Genomic DNA, 21,291 nt, shown 5'->3' on the forward strand with positions numbered 1-21,291 from the left:
AAGGTGGGCTTGTCGTGGCAGTTGAAAACATAGGCGCAAAAAAATACGCATTGCAAAAAACCAATCTCATCGGGCTCTTGACGGGGTCCCTTCTATCTTGTCCGGCCGCTCTGCTGGCGCAAGAGACGGATGCGGGTGGGGTCATTGCAACATTGGAAGTTGGTCAGCGTTTTCAATATATCGAAGAAGACGGTTTTTCAGGCTCTTTCAGTGATGAAGGCTTGAGATCCCTAACCACTGTCGCATTTGGCGTTTCTAGCGAAACACATAGCCAGCTTTTGGCTTTCAATCTTTCCACTGGGATCGTGCAAAACCTTACAAATGGTGGTTCAACAGAGTTTGAAAGTACGCGGGCGTCGCTTGACTACAGGATATCCAATCGCAGTACAGAACTAACGTTCGGCGGGTTCTACCTACGTGATGAAGTCGATGATCTAGCTTTTGATACCTCGCTTGAAGATGACGCCATCACTACAGGCGCCGGTCAGCGCGAAGTTTTCAATTTGACCACGGGCCTGACTGTGGGTCGGGAAAGTCCGATAACTGGTTCTTTGCGCCATGTTTTCGAGAAGAGTGAGTATTCAGACACAACAGACCCGTCACTTAACGACAGCCTTACGCAACGCGTCGAAGGTCGCCTTAGCTTTGAAGTTTCACCAAATCTTGAAGCCAGCGTTTTTGGCAGTTTCAGCACAGTAGACGAACAAGGTGTAGGGGCTACAGACCGCGAAACATCTCGGATCGGCATTGGCGCCACATACGAGGTGACGCCTTCGACGACGCTTACCGGAGAAATTGCCTATAGCACCGAAGACAGCCGCGGCACGGTTGTAGATGAAACCGACGGTCTGAACTACGCGTTCTCACTCGCACACGCCCGCCCGAACGGCCAAGTTTCGCTCCGGTTTTCGGAAGACGACACTCTAAATGGCAAACGCCACCAGCTTACAGCTGGTCGCAGTTACCAACTGCGACGCGGCGAGTTCTCATTCTCACTCGGCGCGACCAAAACCGATGGGTTTAGTCCGCAACCCATCGCCAACGTGCAGCTTGACTACCAAATCGACCGCAACAGTACTTTTGAAGTTTCGCTGCAACAGTCGGGTGGGATCGATGGTGGCAACAACGAGGTGATCAACACCCGCCTCGATATGTCATATGCGCGCGAATTGACTAGTCTTTCGCAAATCAGCGCAGGGCTTGCTTTGGTCGAGGAAAACGTTCTGAACGCAGGTGGGATTGATCGCCGCTCAGTCCGCTTTAATGTCAGCCATGCCTATCAGTTGGCTAGGGAATGGGACCTGGTTTCTGGGTTCTCGCATTCTTCGGTACGCGAAGACGCGCAGCCTACGCGCAAACGAAACACTGTGTTCCTGGGTATTCAGAAAAACTTTTCTTACCGCCCGTAGGATTGATGGATCACCTATTTGTATTCGATCAAACTAACACGTTTCCCGCGCCAACGTTCGAAATAGTAGCCCAATATTCCCTGCGCCTCCGGAAGTTTTCCAAGTGTTAGGAAGAAGGCTCTGGAAAAGTCACCATCCCTGATTCCTAACCGGATGACCTGCGCCGGCCATGCCAGTAGCAGGCCCAAAGCCCACGTCGAAAGAAATGATCCAAATAGTGCGGTCACCGGGATGCCAACCCCCCAAATCAATGCCGATCTGGTTTCTCTTACGCCGTGATTCTCGGGCGGACGGCCGTGCATGGCGACGCCCTCACCGTAAGCATGTCCCGCGCGGCGATTTCGCTTCCACCATTGGGATAACTTGGAAATTGCGGCGTCATGCAAAGTCATTTCCGCATCCAAGCGACATATGGTCCAGCCATCTGCACGCAACCGTACGCAAAGCTCCGGTTCTTCTCCGGCGATCAATTCGGGATTAAAACCTGATACGTCTTGGAAAGCTGTGACCCGCATCATTGCGTCGCCACCGCAAGACTTGGCTTCCCCTACTGGTGTGTCCCATTCCTGATCAATCAACCGATTGTAGATCGAAGCCGTTGGATGTCTTTCGCGCCTGCGACCGCAAGCTACGGCCACACGAGGATGCTCGTCTAAATATTTTTGCGCCAGTGCGATCCAGTCGGAGTTCAAAGCGCAGTCTCCGTCAATGAACTGAACATACTCAATCTCGTCATTTTTTGTGGCTAAATGAATAAAGCCGTCATTGCGCGCACGGGCCGCGGTGAAGGGCAGATCCATATCCACCGAAATCACATCCGCCCCTAGTTCCTTTGCCGCAGCCTGGCTGCCGTCAGATGAGCCGCTATCCACATAGACGACGAAATCTGCCTGCCCCATAACTGAACTGAGGCACCTGATGAGACGCGCGCCTTCATTTCGACCTATGACTACGACGCCGACGGTCATTGCATCGCCTGCTCTTTCGTTTGGGAGGGGGAACCAGTTGACGTCGCAAATCGAGTATAGGCGGGTCGTTTCGTTTCTTCAGACAGCTTAACGGATGCGTCATCGGCATTCTCGAGCCTACCTAATTCTATGCGCCCCCAAACGGCCCCTGCCAGCAACCAAGTTATTGGAGTAATTGTCGCGTTAGGGATCAAATCAATCAGGTTGGCAGATAGAATGAGGAGAAGAACTGAAGTCTCCAGCCCGTATTGATCTTTGCGAATTTTAAGAAAGGCGAAAATTGCAGGCAGACACAGCAAGCCGAACTCTGATGCGAAGCGCACCCATCCACCGATTCCGACAGAATAAACCCAATACCCATCTGTAACAGCGGCATCGAAGCCCGCTTCATCATACAGCAGATTGCGGCCAAACCCGCCCCAGCCAAAGAGTGGTCTCTCCTGAGCCTTTTCCAGCAGTATGTCCTCATTGAAAAACCGAAATGACAGAGAGCCTGCGCGCTCTGGGTCGATAATCTGGGCCCACCCTAGTATCGTTTCAGTCGGAATAAGCTCTCCACCTCGTAACGCAGGATAGAGCAAAATCGTTGATGCGATGATCGCGCTGGCGAGGATCTGAGTGGGAACGCGAACGAATAATACTAAGGGCAACAACAACATGGTGATTGCCAGCGCACCCAAGGATTTAGACATGATTAATGCGAACAACAGCCAAGTTCCAAGCACGAGGTACTTTATCTTTCGATCAGCACTTTGAGCTCGAGATAGGCCGAAAGCTGCCAATACCGCCATCGCAAAGAAGATCGAAAGCCAAAGTCCGTGATTGAGAAACACAATCGGTCGGAACCCATCACCGCGGATATGTTGCAGAAAGCTATGAGGAAAAAAGCCGTAGAGCATGTTGTTGAGTTGTGGCGACATCCGTACTTCATAAAGCGCCAGAAATGCATAGAGTGCGCCAGCCACGGCTAACGTCAATAACACCGCCCTTTGTTGCTCAGGATAGGCCAGATATTTACGAGCTAGAAAGAAGGGTAGCAGGCTTACGAGAAGGCTGAGAACAGTTGAAAACGCGTCAAACGGGCGAAGCGCAGGAATAAACAGCGGGCCGTACGACAGTGGGTCACCATTCGTGAGTACGGTTAGAAAACTACCAGCAATCAGTCCCAACATCAGCAATCGAACTACAACTACCCTGGGGAGCCATCCAGAAAGATTCCTGTTTTCCAAGCTTGTTCCAATCATGAGAAGAATGAGGAACGCTGACAAGGCGGGGATTGTGTGCTTCTCCAACGTAGGAAGAATGGGGAGGTTAAAGAAAAGCTGCTCTGGTAATAGAAGGTAGCCAACAATAATTGAGGCCAAGATTGCCGCGTGTCTAGAGTACATTGAAAATAAGATGGCGACGACAAGCGGCCAGCCAAACAGAATAATGTTCCCAATCATTCCTTCTCGCCTTCGCGGGTTTTGGTGTTTGAATGGAACAACTTAGGCATGCTTATGTCAAACCCCGCGCAAGGCAGTGACCAGTAATTCGTTCGCCGCAGGGCTTAGCCACAAAGCTAGGGCCATAATCGCTACACCAATCGACAACAGCAACACATCCAACCCGGGGTGCCACCCGCGATAGGGGCGGATGTAGTGGACCAGCAATGGATAGGTCACGAATTCGGATAGGAACGGCGCAATGATCGCTCCGACGATGCCAAATTTTTGAATCATCACGACTAAGAGCACGGTTTTAACAACGGCTGAAATGACGATGATGATCGTGAAATCGCGCGAGTTCCCATTTGCCAGCAATACACCCTTGTACCCATCCAGCAAAAGCGCAGGAATAACTGACAGGCTGAGAAGAACCAGCATAGGACCAGCGCTATAGTAACGAGGGTCGTATAAAACTTCGATTAGATCTTCGCCTAGCAATGATAACGCCGTCGAAATTACCAGAAAGCCTAAGAGGAGAAGCATTCTAGCGCGTCTGATTTTGCGAAAGTTATTTTCGCTCTGAGCGGGTGGCCGCTGCTTAAACAGTGGGATAAGAACGCGCGAGTTGAGTTGAATGGCGAGAGTCAGCGGAAGGCTTCCAAAGAGGAAGGCGATAGTGAAAATCGCAAGCTCCTCTAAGGAGACGTATTTGCCTAAGATCAAGCGATCCCCTTGGTTAACCAGGTAACCCGCGATCGTCGAAATTACGATGAATTTGCCAAAGTGGAAGATCTCCCAAGCGGCAGGCTTGCTCCAAGCCAATTTGTTGCGACCACCATCTAGTATCAGATGCGTGAGCATTGTGTGGATCGTAACGCCGATGAGTGACCCAATGACAAGCGCCCAGACTGACTGAAGCCAAAGTGCCATTAAGATGAGAATAATCGTTCCGACAACTTGCGCGATCAATTCCACTGCAGTCACACGGCCAAGAGTCAGACGTCGACTGGCCAGTGAATAGTTGGTCGATCTGAAACTGGAAATGACGGTCGTGAAGGCCAACACAGGGATCATCTGGATAAGCGCGTCTTGACCATAAAACTGCGCTGCAGGCGTGGCTATCAGGCAAGCGATCAGCCATAAAAACAGTCCACGTATAATCTGCATGGTCCATGCAGTGTTGAGGAAATCGCGATCCTCGCCGTTCTTGCTTTGAATTATGGCCGGATGAATTCCCATGTCCGAGAACATTTCCAAACCAGTCACTACGATTTGCACCAGTGCCATCAGCCCGAAGGCTTCTGGAAACAAAATGCGTGTCAGGATCAGGTTTGAGATGAGCCGGATAACTTGCCCGCCACCGAAGCCGACAACACTCAAAGCGGTGCCACGAATAGCGCGCGCCTTCATCCCGTTGTCGCGAAGCGTCGACAAAAAATTTGTATTCATTCTAAACGACTCAACAATATTCGGGCAAAACTACTGATATGCACATAACTCATTCTGGCCAAACAAGCGAGCAGCAGCATTTGGCCTCAGAAAAATTGGCCTTGAATTCAACTCTCTAGACGGGGCCACTTCCATCGTTCGGTGCGTATTGAGATCGTTGACAGGTTGTCCAGTTTCTCAGACTCAGATGGATTCTTGAGGAAGTCGAGTTCCAGCCAGATGATCAAATCAAGGCGCGGGAAGGTGACAGCGCGATTGCGGTCACGACAATCTTAACGGAAGCAACTGGGCAAAGGAGAGTGCTTGGAAGCGCCCTGCAGGATGCTTTCGATTTCATGCACACTGTCATGACTGGCCCTGCTCCTGCAGTGTCTGGTGCAGGTGACGAAGCCATAAAAAAACTGGTGGATTTTAGCCCAGATATGGCTCGCGACTAGTTTCCTGATTTTCTACTTCCTAACGACAGCGGCGAGCATAGGCCCGTCTGTGGCGACCAGTCACGGCTGTTGGCAACGGGTATTGAATATACAAAACATCGCCCTTGGAAGTGCAAATCATGAGAGGGCAAGGCCGCAGAGGCACCGCAGTTTCCCGTGGAATCCAAGGGGTGTAAATTCATCCGTTCAAGTCGATCAGATGGCGTTCGGTTTAAGGACCGGGGCGACCAATTTCTTCCATTTGATGCAGGAAGATGTTAGTTAAAAACCAGTATATAGTATTCGACTACGGGTGTAGCAGTGGCAAGCTCAAATGCGTCAGCGCAGATCGTAATATTCAACCGATCTGGCCTTGAAGTCGTACCGGAAGCGATTTCTATGGAAGTTGAGGTCGCAGGCTTTGACACTTCTGGTCCAGCCAGCGGAGCGGTTTACAACCCACAGTTGCACGAGCTCTACTATTTTTGGGATTTCGATGAAGAATATACGTTTACCGCCCCTGACAACCTTGCTGACGGTCATACAAGTTCCGGCGTCGGATATGGTCCTGTAGTAACCCATACTTATCGCACGTCAGGGACATACAACGTATCTTGTCTTGTGGTTGAACCCGCCAGCGGAAAATCAACCACCGCCAACTTACAAATCACCGTTGGCAATTCAGACACCGCCTTTCCCGGCATTCGAACCGTCTTCGTTAGCCCGTCTTCGAATTTCGCTGATGCCCCTGCGGGCGCACGGTTGGCTGTGGATATTAACCAAGCTTTCGACATGTTTGCTGGTAATGACCGGATTCCTACTCGCGTCATGCTCAATCGGGGAGAGACCTATCCGTTTGCTGGTCGAAACTTCGGGATGAATGACGGAACCAGCCTTCCTTCCACACATATTGTAGCCGGACCCGGATCCGCAACGAATCCGATTATCGATATGGCCGGATCGTTTGACTGGAATGACAAATCAACTTCAGGCTCTGGGACGGACAAGGATTTTGTCTGGCAGAACATCGACTTCAAAGGCCCTTGGGATAGTGTGACGGAAACCGGTTCGAATGTTACCGGCTTTAACCACTTCGACCGATCTCCACGCGTCCACTTATTTGACGGCTGTTCTTTTGATGGGTTGGATATTGCGATCTATGCCGCGTCGAATGACCCCAACATCGCACACCGATTTATCGCGTTGAATGACTGTTCGGTGACCAACTGGCGCAGCTACGGTCTTCTTTACGCTGTAGGTGTCGGCCTTTCGCTCGTGGGTACTAAAGTGGCGTGTCACCCGCAAGCTAGCGCGGGTGGGCCGCAAGACGGAAAGCACAACAATCAGGGCCCTTTGCGTTTCCACCGAGGTGAGCGCCTGATCATCAGCAACTGTGATTTTTTCAACCGCATTGGCTGGTCTCACGTCGGCTCCTATCAGTCCATTCAACCCTGCCTCCGCCAAAATGTTGCTGGTGATCCAGGCTTCTTCTCGACAATTCAAGCAACGTCCTTGGAGGCTGGCGCCGGCATTCTTGAATATACGGTGGAAGAAGGGCTTACTTCGGGCCCAATCAACGCGTTGGTCGAGAAATGCTATTTGCTTGGCAACCACCAAACATGGGCCGGTGTTCGATCTCAGATGGGCGGGGTGACGATCCGCAATAACGTGATTGTTTTTCCAGGTGCAGCAAGGGACGCCACGATCCTGAATCCCGCGGGTTTCATCGAGATGATGTACTTGGCTGGTGGCATCCCGGAAACCTATTCCGCCCCTATTAAGTTTTACAACAACACGTTGGTAAATTTGATGCAGGACTCCGACTACTTCAACTATCCTTCAGCATTGACAGAGGCGATCGTTGCCAGTCAATTCTCAGATGTCTTCGTCGGGAACAATGTGATCCATCAACCGAACTTGTCGGTTCCGGTGAATAGTGATGGTCCTTTGGAGACTTCGCCAGTCTTGTGGGAAGCAAGAGATTTGGGTTACCGGACCCGTTCTGTTAAAATAATTTCTGCCACAGCGACACCCGCTAATACAGTAGCAAGCTATGCTCCGCTTGTTGGATCGCGAGCCCTTGGTGGTGCGGTTAGTGGTGATGTCGCCCACGATGATTTTTACGGCAATACGCGTCCACCCCACCCGTCACGCGGTGCGCACGAAATATCGAAGTCGTAAATAGAGAACATAAAACAGCCCTAAGTTTCGGAGCTGTTTCTGCGGTTATGGTTTCCAAAGGTGGGCACGGGCATCTTCTATCTGAGTGACCGCATTCATTTTCCCTCTGAACAACGCCTTCCATTGGTAGGAACGGATAAACCGACGCAAATCTGGATCATTATGCCGAGCGGTGCCCTTCAGCATTGCCCCAAAATACCCTTGTAGCATCGCGAACCCGCCCAATAGGTAAGGCGGAACACGCGATTTGTTGATTGCCGAGGCGATCATGAAGACTGGATGAGTTCCCATGTAATACTGGCCGAAACCGTGACGTCGGCGGCCAGTATAGATAGAGTTCTGGCTTGAACCCATGGGGCGTAGGTGATCGAAACGTAGCTCAGGTACATCCCAGCTGCGGGGTGTCCATCCCAGTTTTCGAGCTTTGTGGCAATCGATACCGTCCCACATGACTTCACGGACAAATCCACCAATCTCTTGAAAACACCGCACTGAGAACATTTTAGTCATGCCCAAAGACATCTCATCCGTGATGCCTTCGCTTTCCATTTTCCCTTTTGAGTTTTTGAAATAAGCCTTTCCCGAGCAGGTCCCGATGCGCGGGTTCTCAACCAATCGATCCATCAAAAGCTCAAAATAGCGAGGTGGCAAATCAAGATCGAGATCAAGTTTGCAAAGGTATGAGAAATCATCAAGGTCGATCGTCTCCAAACCGACATAGAAGGCCTCAATAACCCCGGGACCTACGGCGCGGTGACCGCGATCTGGTTTTTGAATAACGCGGATCCAGTCATGTCGGGCTACATATTCCGCAAGAATATTTGGGGTTTCATCGGTCGAGCCATCGTCAACAATAACCCATAAGTTGGGTGTCTCGCTTTGCGCCACGACACTGTCGAGAGTGCGGCGCATATACTCCGCTTCGTTACGGCACGGGGAAATCAATACATAGGGGCGGTGGGCATTGGCCATGTGAAAACCCTTATTACCTAAAACTGAACCATCAACTCGTTGGAAGGTATCAGTGACGACGCTTGTATGGGACAGAAAACTTGTAAGTAGTCTAGTTTACATCGGCGTCATTAGGCAAAACAGTTGTATCAGAGCCTCCGAAGCTGCAACTATGTCCGTAATTACATTGATTAAGTTTACTAGTTCCGGATTCTATATGATGCGCCCCCGCGTTCTAATAATCGCCGATGACTGCAATCCAGAATGGCCCTCTCTTCCGGTGGTCGGGTATAAATATGCCCGCGCATTAGCCAACGTGACGGACGCGACTATCGTCACGCACATTCGCAATCGCGAGAACATCCAGAAGGCCAACGAGATCACTGACAAGGTGACCTATGTTGACAATGAATGGATAGCACGGCCGATGGGCAAACTCTCTACTTTTTTACGAGGTGGGAACCAGCGGGCCTGGTCGACCAATCAAATCATGGCGTATTTGCCTTACGTGTTCTTTGAACGCGAAGTTATAAAGGCGTTCCGTGGTGCTCTGGATGCGGGCGAATTTGATATCGTGCATAGGATCACGCCGATGTCTCCCGCCCTGCCGTCTTATGCTGCGGGCCGCGTTCGTCAGCCCTTTGTCATTGGGCCATTGAATGGCAGCTTGGACTGGCCAACGGAATTTGCGAAGGAACAAAAGCGGGAAGGTGAAACCGCGCGAAAGCTGCGTTGGTTATACAAATATATGCCCTACTCTGCGTCCACTTACCGCAAAAGCGATGCCGTGTTGGCATCCTTCAGACATACCATTGATGACGTAAGTCGTACGCCCAAAGAGCGGATAATTCCGTTCCCAGAAATTGCCTTCGATCCGGACATCTTTCATACGAAAGGTCGAAAGGCGCCCTTTTCTGGTAGTGGTCCCAAAAGGTTCCTTTTTGCCGGACGGCTTGTCCCTGTGAAAGTAACAGAGGCAGCGGTTCGCGCCTTCGCAACGTCTCCGAAGCTAGAAGATCACTTTCTACACATTTTAGGCGGCGGCCCGGAGGAAGAGCGTTTACGCAAAATTGTGACAGACTATGGAGCTGGCAAACGCGTGATCTTTGAGGGTCAGAAGACACAAGCTGAAGTTGCCGACTTTATGCGGCGTTGCGATGCGTTCGCTTTCCCATCGATCAAAGAGTTGGGGGCTGGTGTCGTGATCGAGGCGATGGCCTCTGGCATGGTCTGCATTGTAGTGAACTACGGTGCTCCTGGGGATCTGGTCGGGGCTGATCGAGGCGTAAGAGTTGAACTGCAATCCTTGGAGGGCATGGTAGACGCATATCGCTCAGCGATGGAACATTGTTTGGAAGACCCTTCGGTGCATGCTGAAATGGCCAAACGCGCAGAAACTTACGCCTACGAACTCTATACTTGGCCCGCGAAAGCAAAATATACCGTGGGAATTTACAACGCGCTATTACGCGGCGAGGATTTGGGGAAATTCAATGCCTACGTCTGATCAGTCAGATCAGGGTCGGCTCTAGAAGATCATCCCGTCTACGAGTTTTCCAGCTTCAGTGCACGTGTTTTTTCTGTCTCCAAGTAATAGTTTTTGATATATCTTTGCTTGGAAAGGTCCACTTCCAGTTGGATCGGTTTTTATGTTTTTAGCCAGTGATCCCAAGTCAGCGCCCGAAGGCTTCAGGCAGTTCCTCACTTTGGGGTTGATGTGGCTGGCTGTGAACTTTTTGGTTGCGGGCTTATTCTTCACGGATGGTTTCACTGCCTTACTTCAGGCATGGCAGTTGCCCGAATACAGCCATGGCCCTCTGATCCCGATCCTGTCTGGCCTGTTGTTTCTAAGGCAACTCAAGGAATATCCCCTTCGTGCGGGGCATATAGATGATCGCTGGGTTGGCGTGGTTGTCATCATCATGGCAGTCGTACTTGGGTCGTTAGGGAAACTTTCAAAGATCCCAGAAATTGTTGCCTATGCGATGATCCTTTGGGTCGGGGGAATACTACTCATAAGTTTTGGCTGGAAAACAGGTAAACACTTTTGGCCACCGGTTCTTCATCTGGTTTACATGCTGCCCCTGCCTGACACGTTCTACTACAAGATGTCGACCACACTGCAGCTTGTATCTTCTGAGCTAGGAGTCTGGATTTTACGGCTTCTCGCCGTCCCTGTTTTTTTAGAAGGCAACATCATCGACTTCGGCGTTTTGAAGCTGCATGTTGCCGAGGCTTGTTCCGGGCTTCGATATCTATTCCCTATCTTAAGCTTCTCATACATCTTTGCCGTGCTCTACCGCGGACCAATGTGGCATAAGGCTGTGCTGCTGATATCCGCCGCGCCGATCGCTATTCTGATGAATTCCCTGCGTATTGCTGTAGCGGGTGTTTTGGCACAACGCTATGGAACTGATTGGCTTGAGGGCTTCACGCATTTTTTTGAAGGTTGGGTCATCTTCATTGCTTGCATATTGATGCTGCTATTGCTGAGTTGGATCATGTTGCGCTTACAACACGACCCCATGCGCCTGACTGAAGTTCTCGATCTGGAAACCGAAGGCCTTGGCATCCAAGCCATGCGACTGCGACTAATACAACCATCACGCGCCCTCATTACCTCGGCGGCTATCGTCGGGGCTGCGGTTGTGACGTTTCACCAGCTGCCCGATCGCAATCAGATTGGCGTTGATCGAAGCAATTTCACTACCTTTCCACGAGATATCGGAAATTGGCGGCAACTCAGTCCACACAAGCGCCTGGATCAGGTAACTGAAAAGACTTTGGCCGCTGACGATTATCATAACGTGCTGTTGGAAAGCCCTGACCAGCCGACGGTCGGATTGTTCATGGCCTGGTATGAAGATCAAAGTTCTGGTGGCGTTCACAGTCCCGAGATTTGCCTTCCGGGGGCCGGCTGGGAAATCGCTTGGCTGGAACGAACCAACATTGCATCAAGTGTCGGCACATCAGAAGACTTCAACATCAACCGCGCGATCGTCCAAAAAGGCGAGATACGGATGATGGTGTTCTACTGGTTTGAACAAAAGGGCCGGCGTGTGGCTTGGGATTTTGCGGCCAAGATGTGGTTAATTGCGGACGGTGTTCGTACAGGTCGTACAGACGGCGGGTTGGTGCGTCTTACGACAATCATAGATAAGACCGAGACCGAAGCTAACGCCGAAGCACGATTGATGGATGTCTTGAAATTACTGCAAATCGAAGTGCCAAAATTTATGCCGAAGTGACATCGCCATAGGTCTCTAACCACGCCTGAAACATCAGCACATTCCAAAGCTGAGCACCCCAGTTATGGCTCCCCAACAGGTGCTGAGACCACAAGCGCGTGATTACGGCTTCGTCCAAGTATCCTTCACGACGCAAACGATCTGGGTCCAAAAAAGCTTGCGCCCAGTCACGCAACCCACCACGCAGCCACAGACCGATGGGCACTTCAAATCCCATCTTCGGGCGTTCGATCAATGCAGCTGGGACGTATTTGTACAGCACTTGCCTCAGTAACCACTTTGACTTGCCATCGCGGTACTTGAAGCGTTCAGGCAGCGCCCAGATGAATTCTGCCACACGGTGATCCAACAATGGCGCACGGCTTTCCAGCGCCACGGCCATCGTCGCACGATCGACTTTGCATAGGATATCGTCAGGCAAATAGGCGAGCATATCGAGCTGCATCATCCGCTCCATGTCGCTCAAGTCTCCACGCGAGGGTAGATGGTCCGCTAGAATGCTGGGTGGGCTTGAGCCCCCGAGCACGGCGTCTTCTGGAAACCGCCAGACGGAGACCATTTTTTGGTGCAACTCTTCGGTCGTGGCAGACATTGCGTAGTTGGCTAACCGGTGCAGGCGTTGTCCGTTCGGCTCCTTACCTTGCGGTGTTGCTCGAATTGACTCCATTAACTTGTTGAGCCATGTCTCGGGGATTGCGCGAATTGCCGCTCCCCCAAGCGATCGAAGTGGGCCGGGAAGCCCACGCAACTTGTCCATCATTTTCTGGCCGTGCACGTAGCGGTCGTAGCCGCAAAACAATTCGTCCCCGCCATCACCCGATAGGGCAACGGTGACGTGCTCTCTTGCCATTTCCGCCACAAGAAACGTCGGGATCTGAGAACTGTCAGCGAACGGCTCGTCATACATATGCGGTAACCGCGGGATCACGTCACGCAGATCGGTGTCACCTACGTAAAGCTCTGTGTGATGGGTTCCAAGATGGTCGGCCACTTCCTTGGCAAACTGGGCCTCATTGTATCGCGCCTCGTGGAACCCAATGGAGAAGGTATGCACCGGCTTCTTTGACAAATGTTGCATCAGTCCAACCACAACGGAGCTATCAATCCCGCCAGACAGGAACGCACCCAGAGGGACATCCGACATCATCTCTTGGGATACTGCGTCCAGCAGTAGGGTGTTGAGCCCTTCGATTGCGTCTTCATCAGATGGGGCTGGTCCGCGCGGGGCGGCTGCAATAGCACCACCATCCCAGTAGAGTTTGCGTTTCGGTTCCGGCGCTTCAAGCGAGATCTCGGCTATTTCACCGGGCCGAAGCTTGCGCAGGCCTTCATAAATTACCAAGTCTTCAGGAACATGGCCGTGACGCAGCATGGCGACAATCGCATCACGGCGAATCCTTGCGTTGAACGCCGGATGGGCTTGAAGCGCCTTCAATTCGGAGCCGAACAGGAACACGGCATCGCGCCCTTTCCCCTGCCAGCCGTAATACAGTGGCTTTTCCCCAAGTCGATCCCGCACCAATTTCAGCGTTCGGGTCTCACGGTCCCAAAGGGCGATGGCGAACATGCCTTCAAGACGGGCAAGCGTTTCCTCAATCCCCCAAACCTCGAAGCCGGCCATCATCACTTCCGTGTCGGACGTGCCTCGCCATACAGGGGCATGACCTGCCTCTTCCAGATCACGTCGCAGCTTAAGGTGATTGTAGATCTCGCCATTAAATACGACCTCGAAACGCCCAGAAGCCGAGGACATCGGTTGATGTCCTGCAGGACTAAGATCGACGATGGCCAACCGAAGGTGCCCAAGTGCAACACCTGCCTCCGCATCAATCCATTGACCTTGGTTATCAGGCCCGCGATGCGCGATGGCAGACATCATAGCTCCAAGCTGCGTTTCCGCCGCTTCAACCCATGTTTGCCCAGGATACGATAGAAATCCAGTGATCCCGCACATCAGCGGGGCTCGTTAATTAATGAGAGCATAAAATCCAACACACCATACGGGTCCACACATGACACAATCGTTAGCCTATGACGGATGACTTCAATTGAGTAGAGTGAAGAGGTGTTTTCTTTCTTCTATGCGTTAGGGGCACAACTAGGTTGAGTTGTATTGTACATTTTAAGCAGTGGTGGCATGTCCCATTTTAAGTCCCAAAGTATTACGCATTCCATCGCGTTTTCAGGCATCCTGATTGTAACGGTTGTTCCCGTTTTAGCGCGGCTATGGTTCGATTTTTTAATCCGGGGCAATGGGTGGCGCCAAGGGGATTGGCTCATTAATTCCGGATCGGGGCCAGTCAGGCGTGGCATTATCGGTGATGCATTGATTTGGTTGAGCGACACAAGTTCAATACCACTTCTCACCTTAACCATCGCAGTTCAGGTCGGGATACTCGCTCTCTTAATCGGGTTATTCATTCTGGTGTGGAGGTTTCACGAACACCGCTTGTTAATCTTATTCTTGATTGCATCACCCGCCTTCTTCCTCATCCAATGGGCAGGAGAGGTGCAAGGGATCATGCGTAAGGAAATCTTCGGATATCTTGCGATGATGAGCCTTCTTTTGACGGCCTTGTCTCGGTCGAACCGGACGTTTCTTGTTCTTCCAGCGATGGCGTTTTTTGTTGTCGGTTGCTTTGGCAATATCATCAACGCAATGATGGTCCTCCCTTTTTGTGTCGGGCTGTTTCTGCTCTACGATCGGGGGCGTTTCTCGCAACGGGCTTTAATCGGCCTTGTGGGTGTAGCGCTTGCAACCGCATTGTCTGCCATCGGGTTTGCGCTTTGGTTCCAAGATGTCCCAATGCTGGCAGGGATATGCGACCCTCTTGTAGCCCGAGGGTTTGAGGCCATTTTCTGCGACGAAGCTTTGCGATGGATAGTGGATGGTGAAGTCGACCACCTAGCGCAAGTGGCTGTTCGTATGACGTTCACCAATATCGCGCAGTTTTTGATTGTCGCACTCATCGCACTTGTGCCCGTTGTATTGGCATTTCGTGTGTTCACTGAGACCCGCACACTGGTTTGGTACTTGGTTTTGACATTTGTACCGATGTTTCCCCTGTACGCAGTGGCAACAGACTGGGGGCGGTGGCTCAGCATTCCCTATGGTTTTTGGGTCATATTGGTATTGCTGTCCCATGCTTCAGGCAGGTTAACTATGGCCAAAGTGCCTTCGGTAATTGGAGTTTACGCAATGCTGTGCTTATCACTGCTTTTGTCGCATGACGTATCCATAGGATGGGACATCGGCGGCGCAGTGGCATCATTTTCCCGCACCTTAGGTGACTTTCTGTAGCGCGCTGGCCTGTTACTCCATCCCACTTTCGGCCGCATACTGGCGAGGATCAACCGAAGGATCCAGCGCCAAACTTTTGCGGTAGCCGATAGACTTGCGCGCCTCACGTTTGGACAAGGCTAAGGCGATACCCCAACGCGAAATCTTGCCCACCGTCGTATGTATTGGCAATACCGTGCGCCATTTGCGCTGCATGTAACGGAAGCTTGCAGTGAAATCCGCACCCAAACGAGTATGAAAACTGTCGTTATGGATTACGGGTAGATCTGCCACCCAAGCGCCCCGCCCTGCCGCCAAAGCGGTCTGCACAATGTCCGTTCCATACATATGAAAGTTCGGAAGCTCCGTATCCCAAGTAAGCCCAGCGCTGCGACGCATTATGATGACCAGCTCGTCGATACTTTGCACAGGTTGAGCGTCCCCAATCGGCGCACCAATCCGCCCACCCAGCGAGGTCGACCAAACGTCGCCGATAAAATCTCCTGCAACTGAAATTCCACAACATGCCAAAATTGCCCAATCGGGGTCGCGATCTTCAAGGTCGTTCAGAACACGCGCAAGTTGATCCTCCCAGCCCCGCGGGAAATACACATCTTGGTGGGCGAAAATGACGATCTCTGATGTGGTAGCGGCCAGCCCTCGCGCGTAGGCAATCGTGGCAGAAGGCGCGTCCCGTTCGACTTGAACAGGCACTTGCCCGCTTTTGATCATCGGGGATTCCATCAAGTTGAGCTCCAGACAAGCCTGATTGTTGCTGGCGGTGACAATACTTAGATCAAGCGTCATGGATAAAACGGTCCTTGGTTAAAGTGATGAACCTTTTGACGGTCTCAAGGCTAGCCTCTTCTTTGTGCTCAAGGAGGGCAATCAATTGTGCCCGTGTTGTATGGGCGTGGCTTCGCTCCGAGGAAGTTAGTCCGTAAGCAATTCCGTACTGGCCCAGCTCATTCACCCTAGCCCAATCTTTACGGCTTTCGTGCTCTCCGGGAACCACCACGCTCTCACAGCCACTCACCACTGCAAATTGCGAATACATCGTTGCTTCATCGTAGGAATAGAAAGTTTCACAGCGATTGAAGACATCGTTGACCTCGGCATGCGTGAGGCCTTCGATATTGATCGTAGTGGCTTCTTCCGTTTGCGGTATGCGTGGCTTTCGATGCCCTTTGCGTACGATGTAGCACGCCCCCTTTCGATTGGGGCGGTTCTCATTGCGGTAAGTCCGGTTGACCTTGTACAAATACAGATCCGGTGCGCCTCCGGTTATCTCTGGCAAATCAGCTTTCTCAAAAACCCGGAAAAACATCTCGTTATCCGTGAACTTGTAAGGATGCTGATCGCCCGGCTTATAAAGAAGCCACCGCACGACGTTCTTTATGCCCACTGGATTGCCCAACACGATTTCGGGGTAAACGATGACGACGTCGGGCGCGCGTAGATCAGCCTTTGCCGCGAGGGGTGTATTCAAATCCGGGTTAACTGGATAAGGCGCAGGGCTAAACCAAGACAGCAGCCGGTAAAGCGGCCCACGAAACCGCCCACGTTTGTAAACAGGCGCCATAGGCCAAAGATAGGCCTCTTCGCCAAGAGTATTCAACGCATGAACCAGCTCGTGCATGAAGATCGTACCACCGCTGTCGGGATTAAACGCTGGGGCATTCACGATGTATTTCAGGCTTCGGCCTTTTTGCGATGTATCTCTATTTTGCAAGATATGCCTCGGTCGCCTTGAGCACGGTTTCTATGTCCTCGCCCAATTCAGAATACATCGGTAATCGCACCAGCCGATCAGAGGTATCATCAGTGAAAGGCAGTGCTTTCGGAGTGACGCCAAATCGTTGACCCGCGGGAGAGCTGTGGAGAGGTACATAATGGAATACCACGTTAATCCCATGTCTCCTCATGTGAGAGATATATGCCTCCCGGTCCGCTCGGTCGTGCATAAGAAGGTAGAACATGTGCCCGTTACCAGTGGTCCCTGGCGGCGTGCGCGGCAACTCGACGCGTCCAAGGTCCGCAAACTTTTGCAGTGCGGCCTCGTATTTGAGCATGGCCGCGCACCGGCGGATGCGAATTTCATCCGCCTGCTCCAGCTGCGCATATAGGAAAGCCGCAACCAATTCGCCCGGCAGAAAGGACGATCCCAGATCGACCCAAGTGTACTTGTCGATATCACCACGCAAGAATCGAGGGCGATTTGTACCTTTCTCGCGAATGATCTCTGCTCGGTCGACCAAATCGGGACGGTTGATCGCCAATGCCCCCCCTTCTCCGCTGATGACGTTCTTGGTTACGTGAAAACTAAAGGTGGCCAAGTCGCCCAATGTCCCTGCCTGTCGGCCTTTGTAAGTCGCACCCAGTGCTTGGGCTGCGTCTTCAATCAAGAAGAGACCGTGGGATCTAGCCAATTCTGACAAACGATCCATATCAGCCGGATAGCCTGCGTAGTGCACTGCAATGATGGCTTTGGTCTTAGACGTAATCGCCTCTTGTACTCGCAGCGGGTCGATATTGAGGGTCGCTGGATCAATGTCGACAAAAACCGGAACCGCCCCACGCAACACAACGGCATTTGCAGTCGAGACGAAAGTGAAAGAGGGTAGAATTACCTCATCCCCGGGCTGCAGGTCACACAAGATCGCAGCCATCTCCAGCGCGCCAGTGCACGAATGTGTCAAAAGCACACTCTGTGCGCCAATAATCTGCTTCAACATCGCATGGCATTTTTGGGTGTAATGGCCATCCCCTGAAAGCTGTCCGCGCTCAATGGCGTCTTGAAGATACTCGAATTCTCGGCCCACAATGGAGGGCCTATTGAACGGGATCGGGAACTCACTCATGAGAGCGCATCCCCGAAGTGTTCAACCAAAAGATTGAAACAGCTAACTTCATTTGTCCCCAAACGGATCTTTATACCACCCGAACTTCTGCTTAAGCACCGCCCATAAGAATGGTGGTTCGTGGATGACATAACGATGGAACCGCACCCGGGGCTCTTTTATTAATCGGTAGAGCCACTCGAACCCCCACTCGGTGATCCACACAGGCGGGCGGTCGAACGTGCCGCTTTCATAGTCGATGGTGCCGCCCAAAGGCAGCCAAAGGGTCACCCCTGGCATGCGGTCGCGGTATTTCATGATGAACTTTTCTTGCCGACCGCCCGCCAGGCCGACAAGGCAAACGGTGGCACCGCTATCGTTGATCGCGGCGATCATACGCTCGATTTCCGCGGGATTAGTGTCGAAATTGAAATCGGGCGCATCCACGCCCACGATCATCTCGCGGCCCACTTTGGCGTTGACGTTTTTCATCGCCAGATCCGCAATCCCCGGCTTGCCGCCACACAGGAACACGGTGATGTCCGGGTTGTCCTTGTGATGCATGTAGAACTTGGGGAAGTAGTCTGACCCCGAAACCCGCTCTTGCACAGGTGTGCCTAGCCATTTGGTCGAGAAATACATGATCTGACTGTCACAGGTGACGACGTCGAACTTGTCCAGCAGGTCGTAGAATTCGCGGTCCTGTTGCAGTTTCATGATCATGTCGACATGCAGCGTCAGCATCACCCCTTCGGTGAAGTTCTCCACCAGATCATCCATCGCAATGTCGTGCACATAAGCGTTGAGCATCGGCACACGCTTATAGCTTGTCTCGGGTGTCACTTGGTCCTTAATCACGAAACGGCCTCTGTCCGAGGCTGCACATTGGCGCCCATATACTTGTTTGCGAGGTCTCTAATACCCACAATGTTACGGCGACTCGAAGCCCCGAACAACAGGGCTTGGATGTTGGGCTGCTTCGACAGCCACTCTACCGCTTCATCCGGCGGTATGGCGCCGGACGCCAGCACCGACATCGCAATTGCGCGGATCTGTTTGGTCTTGAGCGTGTGCAGGTAGGCATCCAGCCCCCCCGACATGCGAAAGCCGATCTTGTTGATGTTGGAGCAGATGATCGGGTTCTCAATCCCCTCCGCCTCCAGCGCGGCGTATAGCATCGGGGTGTTCATGGTGATGAACCCCGGCTCCGCGTTGTAGGTTCTGATGACGTGGTCATGGAAGGTGCGGAACACCTTGGTGAAACCCAGCCCCAGCAACAGGTCCACAAACACGTTCTGCATGAAGATAACGGGCGTGTTCAGCCCCTTGAACATCTTCATTTCCACGTCGATCAACACCTCGGCGATGCCTTCGACATCCTTGGAGGCCAGCACCTTGCCGCTTTTCATGATCGTGCTCATCATGCCGCCTTCCGGCATGAAATGCGTGAGCGCGCCGACCATTCCGTGATCCGTCACGGCATTGGCGTATTTGTGGGCGTAGGGCATGCAGGGATAGAAGATGAAATCCTTGTAGCGCTCGGGATTGGCGCGCATCACGTCGCAAATCTCCACCACGCGGTCGTGGGTGGTGCACATAAAAGTGCGCACGCCTTCGTCATAGGCGGCGTCCAGCACCTCCATAATCGCGGAGACATCCTGAAAGCGCATCGCCTGATTGCGAGCCTTTTCTTCGGACATGTGGTTGATGCCAAAAAACTGGTTATCGCCGAAAAGAAGCGGGTCCATGTCGTGATCTCCTTCTTATCCGCGTCCGAACCAGCCGCGTTTTTTCGCGGCGGTCGTGTCGGCAATTTTCGGTTTCAGCACTTGTGGCGCGGCCTCATTGTCGGCCTGTATCAGCGCAATCGTTTTGTCGGTCAAAGCGGCAGAGCGGAAGCTGTTCTCCGGCGAGGCACTTTTGCCGTCTCGCACCGCGCTGATGAAGTCGTCCAACTGGTTGGAATACTCCTCCCCGCGCAGATAGAACCATGGGTCTTCGGTCAGCTCGGTCGTGTATTTGACGTTCCAGCCCTTGATATACCCGTCCAGACCCTCAACCGGTTTCCGCAGGTATAGCTGGCATTCCTGACGGTCGGCATAGAGCCTGCCATTGGTGCCGATCATCGACACGCGGGTGGTCATCTTGCGGTGGCTTTCATCGGACCAGTTCACAGTCAACTGCGCTGTCGGGCCGCCGTCGAACTGCAAGGTGCTGAACACCTCGTCGTCGATATCGCTGGAAAAGATCGAGTTCAGCACTGAGCCGGAAACCCGCGCAGGCTCCCCGAAATACCAGTTCAGCAGGTTCAGCGGGTGGGCGGCGTAGTCATAAAGACAGCCGCCGCCTTCGGATTTCTGCGTGCGCCAGCTTTTCTTGTTCTCGCGCAATACGACCGGGCCGTAAGCCTCCGCCAGAACATGGGTGACGGTGCCAATCGCTCCCGCATCCAGCAGCCGCTTCATTTCGCGGAACGCGCCCACGTAGCGGTAGTGATAGCCCACCTGATTGACGCGGTTCTTGCTCTCGGCCAGCTCCGTCAATCGCATCGCCTCTTCCCAGTTCAGGCTGAACGGCTTTTCGCAGAAAACATGAAGGCCTTTTTCGAGGGCGGCGCGCACCATTGGGTCATGCGCGCGCGACGGAGTTGCGATCACCACTGCATCAAGACCGGCTTCATCCAACATCTTGGCGTAGTCTTTGTAATAGTTGGCTTTGGTGTTCTTGCTAAGAATATCCACCCAAAACCCAGAAGCATCACAGGCCACAGCTTCAACGTCAGGGTGTGCGTTGACCATGGAAAAATGAGACAAACCCATTTTACCTAAGCCAACGACGGCAATCTTAATTCTATTACTCATTGGAACTCGTACGTTGAAAGATTTTAAACAAGGCAAAATGCGGGTAGCTCTATGGCCGTATTTATGCATTTTAGACGCAAAAACGCAACGATACTCTTCAATTCACAGAGGCTAAGAGTTTAGTCTTCTTGCAAATACTGTCAGGGGTATTGCGGATTACGCCCACGAACAATTGCCAAACTGTGCGAACGGAGTTCAAATTCCTTCCCGTCTCGAAAGCGCTTGCGATCACTTTCGTGTCCTCAGGTGCTTCCGGATTGC

General features: G+C 52.3%; 16 protein-coding genes. 5 read left to right on the top strand and 11 right to left on the bottom strand.

The window, feature by feature from the left end; all coding sequences use genetic code 11:
- Positions 1-14: 14 nt before the first annotated feature.
- Positions 15-1,409, top strand: coding sequence for a porin family protein (locus tag BUB72_RS16855; protein WP_073146029.1), 1,395 nt, complete (start codon positions 15-17; stop codon positions 1,407-1,409).
- A 14-nt stretch (positions 1,410-1,423) separates the two neighbouring features.
- On the opposite strand, the gene BUB72_RS16860 is transcribed toward BUB72_RS16855, so the two are convergent.
- Genes BUB72_RS16860 through BUB72_RS16870 form a run of 3 tightly spaced genes read right to left on the bottom strand, consistent with a single transcriptional unit; the run spans position 1,424 to position 5,253 of the window.
- Positions 1,424-2,377 carry a glycosyltransferase family 2 protein gene (locus BUB72_RS16860; RefSeq protein WP_073146030.1) on the bottom strand — a complete coding sequence of 318 codons (954 nt, stop codon included), beginning with the start codon at positions 2,375-2,377 and terminating at the stop codon, positions 1,424-1,426.
- Positions 2,374-3,822 (bottom strand): hypothetical protein, encoded by a 1,449-nt coding sequence (locus BUB72_RS16865; protein ID WP_073146031.1) that lies wholly within the window; start codon positions 3,820-3,822, stop codon positions 2,374-2,376. Before BUB72_RS16865 ends, BUB72_RS16860 begins: the two co-directional genes overlap by 4 nt.
- Positions 3,823-3,879: 57 nt before the next feature.
- Positions 3,880-5,253 carry an oligosaccharide flippase family protein gene (locus BUB72_RS16870; RefSeq protein ID WP_073146032.1) on the bottom strand — a complete coding sequence of 458 codons (1,374 nt, stop codon included), beginning with the start codon at positions 5,251-5,253 and terminating at the stop codon, positions 3,880-3,882.
- An 815-nt stretch (positions 5,254-6,068) separates the two neighbouring features.
- Here BUB72_RS16870 and BUB72_RS16875 point away from each other — a divergent pair.
- Positions 6,069-7,850 carry a PKD domain-containing protein gene (locus BUB72_RS16875; RefSeq protein WP_073146033.1) on the top strand — a complete coding sequence of 594 codons (1,782 nt, stop codon included), beginning with the start codon at positions 6,069-6,071 and terminating at the stop codon, positions 7,848-7,850.
- 45 nt (positions 7,851-7,895) lie between these two features.
- Here the strand turns inward: BUB72_RS16875 and BUB72_RS16880 are convergent, their stop codons facing one another.
- A complete protein-coding gene (locus BUB72_RS16880; protein ID WP_073146034.1) occupies positions 7,896-8,822 on the bottom strand; it encodes a glycosyltransferase family 2 protein in 927 nt (308 codons plus the stop codon).
- 196 nt (positions 8,823-9,018) lie between these two features.
- On the opposite strand from BUB72_RS16880, the gene BUB72_RS16885 reads away from it, so the two are divergent.
- Positions 9,019-10,308 (top strand): glycosyltransferase family 4 protein, encoded by a 1,290-nt coding sequence (locus BUB72_RS16885; RefSeq protein WP_073146035.1) that lies wholly within the window; start codon positions 9,019-9,021, stop codon positions 10,306-10,308.
- Positions 10,309-10,450: 142 nt separating this feature from the next.
- The gene (gene xrtD / locus BUB72_RS16890) at positions 10,451-12,049 is read left to right on the top strand and encodes a VPLPA-CTERM-specific exosortase XrtD (RefSeq protein WP_073146036.1); all 1,599 of its coding nucleotides are present in this window, start codon (positions 10,451-10,453) and stop codon (positions 12,047-12,049) included.
- Here the strand turns inward: xrtD and asnB are convergent.
- Entirely contained in the window at positions 12,036-14,003 is a 1,968-nt protein-coding gene (gene asnB / locus BUB72_RS16895; RefSeq protein WP_073146037.1) for an asparagine synthase (glutamine-hydrolyzing), read from the bottom strand. The two genes, xrtD and asnB, sit on opposite strands and share 14 nt — an antisense overlap.
- 183 nt (positions 14,004-14,186) lie before the next feature.
- Here asnB and BUB72_RS16900 point away from each other — a divergent pair, with 183 nt between their 5' ends.
- Positions 14,187-15,350: a hypothetical protein gene (locus BUB72_RS16900; protein ID WP_073146038.1), complete on the top strand. Its 1,164-nt coding sequence runs from the start codon at positions 14,187-14,189 to the stop codon at positions 15,348-15,350.
- A 12-nt stretch (positions 15,351-15,362) separates the two neighbouring features.
- Here the strand turns inward: BUB72_RS16900 and BUB72_RS16905 are convergent, their stop codons facing one another.
- The 6 genes from BUB72_RS16905 to BUB72_RS16930 are packed head-to-tail and all read right to left on the bottom strand — an operon-like array spanning position 15,363 to position 21,030.
- Positions 15,363-16,136, bottom strand: coding sequence for a hypothetical protein (locus BUB72_RS16905; RefSeq protein WP_073146039.1), 774 nt, complete (start codon positions 16,134-16,136; stop codon positions 15,363-15,365).
- Entirely contained in the window at positions 16,126-17,061 is a 936-nt protein-coding gene (locus BUB72_RS16910) for a hypothetical protein (protein WP_073146040.1), read from the bottom strand. The genes BUB72_RS16905 and BUB72_RS16910 overlap by 11 nt, the downstream gene beginning before the upstream one ends.
- Positions 17,051-18,190, bottom strand: a complete 1,140-nt coding sequence (gene rffA / locus BUB72_RS16915) for a dTDP-4-amino-4,6-dideoxygalactose transaminase (RefSeq protein WP_073146041.1) — start codon at positions 18,188-18,190, stop codon at positions 17,051-17,053. Before rffA ends, BUB72_RS16910 begins: the two co-directional genes overlap by 11 nt.
- A 48-nt stretch (positions 18,191-18,238) precedes the next feature.
- Complete coding sequence (locus tag BUB72_RS16920) at positions 18,239-19,027, bottom strand: WecB/TagA/CpsF family glycosyltransferase (protein WP_083588719.1); 789 nt, start codon at positions 19,025-19,027, stop codon at positions 18,239-18,241.
- Positions 19,024-19,917 carry a hypothetical protein gene (locus tag BUB72_RS16925; protein ID WP_073146042.1) on the bottom strand — a complete coding sequence of 298 codons (894 nt, stop codon included), beginning with the start codon at positions 19,915-19,917 and terminating at the stop codon, positions 19,024-19,026. The genes BUB72_RS16920 and BUB72_RS16925 overlap by 4 nt, the downstream gene beginning before the upstream one ends.
- A gap of 15 nt (positions 19,918-19,932) precedes the next feature.
- Positions 19,933-21,030: a Gfo/Idh/MocA family protein gene (locus tag BUB72_RS16930; RefSeq protein WP_073146043.1), complete on the bottom strand. Its 1,098-nt coding sequence runs from the start codon at positions 21,028-21,030 to the stop codon at positions 19,933-19,935.
- Positions 21,031-21,291 lie beyond the last annotated feature (261 nt).

The sequence above is a fragment of the Litoreibacter ascidiaceicola genome, assembly GCF_900129235.1.
Lineage (GTDB): Bacteria > Pseudomonadota > Alphaproteobacteria > Rhodobacterales > Rhodobacteraceae > Litoreibacter > Litoreibacter ascidiaceicola.